The following is a 6,946-nucleotide window of genomic DNA, read 5'->3' as shown; positions in this document are numbered from 1 at the left end:
GCTGCGGAGAGAGAGGCGACGGCGAGGACCTGGCAGGCGAGCAAGATGCGGCGAAGCATGGAGAGTGCGATGAGGAGTGGAGACGAAGTTCGGGAGCACAACGGCCGAGGCCGGAGGTCCTTGTATGATTTTGTTCCGCCATGGGACGCACGGGCCGGGTTTCCGATCCCCCGCATGGCTGATCCTTCATTGCGCACAAAAGGTGCTAAGATGCGAGACTTTTTTGCGTTTCGCCGCCTGAAAGTCCCCCTCCAAGCCCCATGAACGCGTCCCGCCTCACCTCTGTGCTGGTTCTCTCCCTCGGCCTTGGCTGTCTCACAGCCGCCCCCTTGCCGGAAAGCCAGAAGATCGATGAACTCCTGGCCAAGGACTGGGAAAAGCACGGTCTGAAGCCCAATCCCCCTGCCAGTGACGATGTTCTTGTGCGCCGGCTGTATCTCGACATCGCCGGGCGCATTCCCACGGTCGGAGAAGTGCAGTCCTATGTGAAGTCGAGCGACCCGCAGAAGCGTGCGAAGCTGATCGACACGCTGCTGGCCTCCGACGGCCACACCAGCCACATGTTCAACTACTGGGCGGACGTTTTGCGCCTGTCTGACAACGTCAAGGGCCGCCTGACGGCCGAGGCCTACGAGGAATGGCTCAAGAAGCAGATCAAGAACAACACGCCCTACGACCAGATGGTGCGGAACCTCCTGACCACCGACGGTGGCGTGTGGGACAGCGGCAGCATCGGCTTCTGGCAGCGGGATGAGAACAAGCTCGACCATCTGGCCTACACGGTGCAGGTCTTCCTGGGCACCAGCATCGTGTGCGCGCAGTGCCACAACCACCCCTTCGACAAGTGGACGCAGATGGACTACTACCACATGGCGGCCTTCACCTGGGGCATGGACACCAAAAGCCGCGGCTTTGAGCTCAAAAAGGAGAAGCCGAAGCAGCAGCTCGATAAAGCGCTGCTCGCCAGCATGGACCCGAAGGAACGGCGTGCCTACATGAAGAAGATGCAGGAGGAGCAGAAGGTCGCGTCCAAGGCGGCCACCGAAGGCGTCAGCAAGGAGGACATGCAAAAGGTCAAGCAGGCCATGCAGGACGTGATGAAGCCGCTGCGTTACACCAGCGCCAACTGGGAGGAGGGCAAGATGCCCACGCTGCCGCATGATTATCAATACAGCGATGCCAAGCCGGGCGACAAGGTCACCACGAAGGCGATGTTTGGCCACGAGGCGGTCAAAAAGGAGGGGCAGACGACGCTGCAATCCTTTGCCGACTGGATGACGGATCCGCAGAATCCGCGTTTCACCACCGTGGTGGCCAACCGCATGTGGAAGAAGGCCTTCGGCGTCGGTTTGATCGAGCCCGTCGATGAAATGACCGACAGCACGGTCGCCAGCAACCCGGCGCTGATGGACTACCTGTCGCAGCTCATGATCGAGAAGAAGTACTCGCTCAAATCCTTCCTCCGCGTGCTTTACAACACCGACGCCTACCAGCGTGCCGCCACGACGAGTGAAGTGCCGCTGGGCGAGACCTACCACTTCACCGGGCCGGTTCTGCGCCGCATGAGCGCCGAGCAGATCTGGGACAGCCTGGTCACGCTGAGCAAAGGCAATGTCGATGATGCCGTGGACGAGGAGAACGTGCGGCTGAACCAGTATCTGGACGATCTGGGCATGTTCCTGGGCACCATCAAGGCCAAGGGGGCCGAGGCGCTGGTCCAGATCGCCCGCGACAACGCCGGCAAGCTGGCGGAGAACCAGAAGAAGCTCGATGAGATGAAGGCGCAGCTCGACGCGGCGAAAGAAAAAGGCGCGGACGTGAAGGAGCAGTCCAAGCAGCTCGCACGCGAAGCGCAGCAGCTGCGCAAATCGACGGAACGTGACTTCCTGGTCGCTCTCCTGGGTGAGGAACGTGCCGCCGAGCTCCGTCGCGGCTACAGTGCGAAGCAAGAGACCAAGGCCAAGCCAGCGCGTCCAGATCCCAAGGTGCTCGCCAGCATGACCAAGGAACAGCGCCGTGAGTTCCTGAAGCAATTCAAGCAGACGGGCAGCGTGAACAAGGATGTCAGCCTCGCCACGCGTGCCAGCGAGCAGCCCAGCCCCGCACGTCCGGGCACCTTCCTCCGCACTTTCGGTCAAAGCGACCGTGAACTCATCCAGAACGCCTCCGACGACGCCTCCGTGCCGCAGGCGCTGACGATGCTGAACGGCCCAGTGGCCGACATCCTCGGCAGCCCGGCCTCACAGCTCAACCAGGAGCTCGCGAAGGCCCCCGGAACGCCCGCGAAGATCGAGACGCTCTACGTCGCCCTCCTCGGCCGCAAACCGAACACCAACGAGAAGAGCGTGCTCGACGCCGTGGTCAAAGAACGCGGTGACAAAGCCGTGGAAGACGTGACTCACGCCCTGATCACCGGCAGCCAGTTCCTCTTCGTTCAGTAAACAGCCCCGTCAGATCGAACACTCCATCGCTTTCATTTATGAGCACTCTCCGCCCTCTGCCCTCCGCTCTCCGCTGTGACCTCTCGCGCCGCGCATTCACTGAGCGCCTCGCTCAAACCTGCCTCGGCGTCTCGCTGATGGGCGCTGCCTCACGCAGCTTTGCAGCTCCATTTGAAGGCGCTTCCAAGGCCAAGCAGGCCGCCACGGCGAAACGAGTGATCTACTTGTACATGTCCGGCGGCATGACGCACCTCGACACCTTCGGCGTGGTGCCGGGAGCCGAGACGATGGGGTCCACCAAGGCCATCGCCACCAGTGCGGACGGCGTCCAGATCAGCGAATACCTGCCGAGCACGGCGAAGATGATGCACCGCGGTGCGATCATCAATTCCCTCACCTCCACGCAGGGCGCACACGCGCAGGGGAACTACTTCCAGCACACCAGCTACACCATGCGTGGCGCCACCCGGCATCCAGCGATGGGCGCGTGGCTGCAAAAGTTCCAGGGCAAGGGCAACACCGACCTGCCAGGCTCGGTGATCATCACTGGCGACTCGAAGCATCCCGGTGGCGGTTTCTTTGAGGCCGCGTTCCAGCCCCTCATCCTCAACGACCCGGCCAAGGGGCTGCAGAACAGCCACCGCCCAGCGACGCTCACCGAGAGTGATTTCGACTACCGGCTGAACCTTTCCTCACGCCTCGACCAGACCTTCCAGCAGACCTACGACTACAAAGGCGTCAAAGCCTATGCCGAGGTTTACAAGGACGCCGTCAAGGTGATGCGCAGCGAGGACCTCGATGCCTTCGATCTGAGCAAGGAAAGCGCCGACACGCATGCGGCCTACGGTGAAGGCAACTTCTCCCAGGGCTGCCTGCTGGCCCGTCGCCTCATCGAGCACGGTGTCCGCTTCGTTGAAGTCAGCCTGGGCGGCTGGGACATGCATCAGGACATCTACGCCCGCCTGCCGGAACGTGCCGCCGAGCTCGACAAGGCCCTGGGTGCCCTCCTCACCGACCTTGACCGCCGCGGCTTGCTCGACGACACGCTCGTGGTGCTCACCTCCGAGTTTGGTCGCACGCCCAAGATCAATCAAAACGACGGCCGTGACCATTACCCGAAGGCCTTCAGCAGCGTGCTCTGGGGCGGCGGCATCAAAGGCGGCCAAGTTTACGGCAAGACCGACAAAGGCATCGAAGTGACGGAGGACAAGGTCGGTGTGCCCGACTTCAACGCCACCATCGCCTACGCTCTCGGCCTGCCGCTCGATCTTGTGCTCTACTCCAGCACGAAGCGTCCCTTCACCGTCACGGACAAGGGCCAGCCGATCACGAGTTTGTTCGGTTGATCAGAAGCGGCGACGATTCGTCGCCAATCTTGACGCATGCGGGCTGGCGGATAACCTCCGCCATGCCTGCACTCAAACAGCCGCTTAGCGTTCGTGCCCTCAAACTGCCGGCTCGCAAACGCTTGAGTCTAGCCGCCTTGCTGTTGGAGAGTGTGGAAAATTCTCCCCAAGTGGACCATGCGCTGCTTGGCGAGCTGCGTAAACGTTCGGCGGAGCTTCGTTCCGGCAGGGTCAAAGGACTGACGACCGAGGAAGCATATGGCTTCTCGCTTTGAACTGATCCACCACCCCGCAGCGGCTTCTGACTTCTCACAGTCGTGGGATTACTTCTTCGACATCGACCCCGACCTTGCGGCTCTGTTTCGAGAGGACTTTCGCGTGGTGCTGCGTGGAATTGCGACAGGAAGGGCTGCCAGTCACTTGTTGGTCCAAGACAGCGAGATTCGTTGGGTCAAGCTGCGCCGCTTTTCGCACAAGGTGGTCTTTGAGCAGGTCGATGATGGCACCCGGCATGTTTTGGGTGTCATCAGCGGACGTCGTCATCCAACACGCATCCGTCTGATGCTAGGTCGGAGAAAGAACCGGCGTTGAATGATGAAACTGACTCCAATGAACCGGCTCCTCACGTGTATTCTTTTGTCGATGGTCGCTGTGCTGAATGCCCAGCAGATCGATCTCGAAAAGATCTTCGAGGAGCGCAATCTCGGCCCGGTGGGGGAGCTGCTGGCGCGTGGTGAATACGATCTCGTGGCCCGCATTGGCGAGGCGGCGGCGGAGAAGGGGCTGAAGGCGCCGGAATGGCGGCTCTACCGGCTGAAAGCGTTGGTGGAGATGGGCCAGATCGAGACGGCGCTGGATGAATCGCGCAAGGCGCTGGTGCTTTTTCCCGGTCACTTCGAACTGCTCATGCTCCGGCATGATTTCGCCCGCATGCTCGGCAAGGCAGATGTGATGGCGGAGGCGATGAATGCGCTCAATGAGGCCGCAAAAGCCAAACCAGCGAAGGATCGCACGGCTCTGGAGAATGTGATGCTCGGCAAGGCCGCATTGGTGCTCGGTGCGGATGCGCAGAAGGTCATCGCGCAGTATTTCAAGGTCGCGCAGAGCAAGGAGGCGAAGCTGGAAGCCGCGTATCTGGCCGAGGGACGGCTGGCGCTGGAAAAAGACGATGCGAAGCGTGCGGCGGATGTGTTCCGCGCCGGATTGAAGGCGCATGGCGAGACGGCGGCGCTGCGGCTCGGGCTGGCGGAGGCTTTTCGCTCCAGTGATCGTGAAAAGGCGGCCGAAAATCTAGCCAAGGCGCTTGAATTGAACCCGCATCTTCATGCAGCGCATCTGCTGCGTGCCGAACTGCTCATTGGTGGCGAGAAATTCGTCGAGGCCGAGGCTGCGGTGCAGCAGGTGCTCGACCTCGACGAGCAGAATCCGCTGGCGTGGTCGCTGCGGGCCGTGGTGGCCCATCTGTTTCATGCCGATCCGAAAAAGGTCGAAGCGGCGCGTGCGGAGGCTTTGAAACGCTGGGAGCGCAACCCGGAGGTGGATCACACCATCGGCCGCTGCCTGTCGCGTGCGTATCGTTTTGCGGAAAGCGCCGGGCATCAGCGCAAGGCGCTGGAGTTCGATCCCAAGTATCTGCCGGCGAAGGTCCAGCTCTGTCACGATCTGCTTCGTCTGGGCGAGGAAGAGGAGGCCTGGAAGCTGGCTGCGGCGATTCGCACGGAGGACGGCTATAACATCCAGGCGCACAATCTGGGCCTGCTGGAGAAGGAGATGAGCGGCTACGTCACAAAGACCTTCCCGGACTTCACGCTGAAGATGCCGAAACGCGACTGGCCGATTTATGGCGAGCGTGCGCTGGCGTTGTTGCGGGATGCGAAGGCGGTATTGACCGTGAAATACGGTCTCGATTTGAAGCGACCGGTGCTGGTGGAGTTTTTCGGCGCGCAGCAGGACTTCGCCATTCGCACGTTCGGGGCGCTCGGCGGTCAAGGCATGCTTGGGGTGTGTTTTGGCACCGTGGTGACGATGAACAGCCCCGGGAGCCTCGCGCATGGCCGCAACAACTGGGAAAGCACGCTGTGGCATGAGTTCTGCCATGTCATCACGCTCAGTGTGACGAAGAACCGCATGCCGCGGTGGTTGAGCGAAGGCATCAGCGTCTATGAGGAGCGCCAGCGTGATCCCGCCTGGGGGATGTCGATGGATGCGACGTTCCGCGAGATGGTGCTGGATGAGGAGAACGAGACACTCACGCCGGTTTCGCGGCTCAGCGGTGCGTTCATGAATCCGGAGACGCAGGATCACCTCATGTTCGCCTACTTTGAATCCAGCCAGGTCGTGGAGTATCTGCTGGAAACCTACGGCAAGGAGAAGTTCCAGGGCATCCTGCGCGATCTGGCCGACGGAAAACGCATCAACGACGCCATCGCGGAAAACACGGCAGACATGGAGGAAGTCGAGAAGGGCTTCACGAAGTTCATCACCGGCCGTGCCAAAGGCTTCGGCGCGAAAGCCGAATGGAACGAGCCGAAGCCGGAGGATTTGAACCCGTTTGATGACGGCTCCTTCGCCACGTTCCTGAAGGAGCACCCGAAAAACCTGCCCGCGACGCGGAAGTATGCCGCGGAGATGGTCAGCCAGAAGAACTGGCCTGAAGTCGTGCGCACGGCCGACATCCTCATCGACCTGTTGCCTGGTGACTTCAGTGACGAAAGCGGTTACAGCCTCAAGGTGATGGCGTTGCGCCAGTTGAAGCGTGAGGATGACGAGATCGCGGTTTTGCGGCAGATCGCGGCGAAATCATCGAGCGCCCAGAGTGCCTTCCTGCGCCTGATCGAGCTGGATCTGCCCAAGCAGCGCTGGACGGAGGTGAAGGCCAATGCGCAGCGAGCCACGGCGCTGAATCCCTTCCTCGTCACGCCCCAACGGGCGTTGGCGGAGTCACACAGCGCGTTGAAGGAGAATGCCGAGGCCATCGCCGCCTATGAACGCGTGTTGATTCTTGATCCGGGCAGCGCCGCGCAAACGCATTTCAAGCTCGCAGCGCTGCTGCGGGAAACTGATGCCACGCGAGCCAGACGGCACCTGCTCGATTCCCTGGCGCTGGCGCCTCGCAATCGCGCCGGGCTGGCGATGCTGCGGGACTGGAAGTGAGAGGAA

At 61.5% G+C, this 6,946-nt stretch carries 5 protein-coding genes; all 5 read left to right on the top strand.

Going from position 1 to position 6,946, the window contains the following annotated elements; translation table 11 throughout:
- Positions 1–260: 260 nt before the first annotated feature.
- The 5 genes from IAE77_RS02170 to IAE77_RS02150 all read left to right on the top strand — a co-directional run bounded on the left by IAE77_RS02170 (position 261) and on the right by IAE77_RS02150 (position 6,940).
- Positions 261–2,441: a DUF1549 domain-containing protein gene (locus tag IAE77_RS02170; RefSeq protein WP_294221124.1), complete on the top strand. Its 2,181-nt coding sequence runs from the start codon at positions 261–263 to the stop codon at positions 2,439–2,441.
- Between the two features lie 38 nt (positions 2,442–2,479).
- On the top strand, positions 2,480–3,787 hold the full coding sequence (locus tag IAE77_RS02165) for a DUF1501 domain-containing protein (protein WP_294221122.1): 1,308 nt from the start codon (positions 2,480–2,482) through the stop codon (positions 3,785–3,787).
- Positions 3,788–3,849: 62 nt separating this feature from the next.
- Positions 3,850–4,062 carry an addiction module protein gene (locus tag IAE77_RS02160; RefSeq protein WP_294221119.1) on the top strand — a complete coding sequence of 71 codons (213 nt, stop codon included), beginning with the start codon at positions 3,850–3,852 and terminating at the stop codon, positions 4,060–4,062.
- Positions 4,046–4,378, top strand: a complete 333-nt coding sequence (locus IAE77_RS02155) for a hypothetical protein (RefSeq protein ID WP_294221117.1) — start codon at positions 4,046–4,048, stop codon at positions 4,376–4,378. The genes IAE77_RS02160 and IAE77_RS02155 overlap by 17 nt, the downstream gene beginning before the upstream one ends.
- Before the next feature lie 18 nt (positions 4,379–4,396).
- On the top strand, positions 4,397–6,940 hold the full coding sequence (locus tag IAE77_RS02150; protein WP_294221114.1) for a tetratricopeptide repeat protein: 2,544 nt from the start codon (positions 4,397–4,399) through the stop codon (positions 6,938–6,940).
- Positions 6,941–6,946: the final 6 nt, after the last annotated feature.

Origin of the sequence: Prosthecobacter sp. (genome assembly GCF_014879935.1) — a bacterium.
GTDB lineage: Bacteria > Verrucomicrobiota > Verrucomicrobiia > Verrucomicrobiales > Verrucomicrobiaceae > Prosthecobacter.
This window is presented reverse-complemented; position numbering and strand designations above follow the sequence as displayed.

Coding starts and splice junctions, on each gene's coding strand:
- IAE77_RS02170 (WP_294221124.1), top strand. CDS start 261: ATGAACGCGTCCCGCCTCACCTCTGTGCTGGTTCTCTCCCTCGGCCTT.
- IAE77_RS02165 (WP_294221122.1), top strand. CDS start 2,480: ATGAGCACTCTCCGCCCTCTGCCCTCCGCTCTCCGCTGTGACCTCTCG.
- IAE77_RS02150 (WP_294221114.1), top strand. CDS start 4,397: ATGAACCGGCTCCTCACGTGTATTCTTTTGTCGATGGTCGCTGTGCTG.
- IAE77_RS02160 (WP_294221119.1), top strand. CDS start 3,850: ATGCCTGCACTCAAACAGCCGCTTAGCGTTCGTGCCCTCAAACTGCCG.
- IAE77_RS02155 (WP_294221117.1), top strand. CDS start 4,046: ATGGCTTCTCGCTTTGAACTGATCCACCACCCCGCAGCGGCTTCTGAC.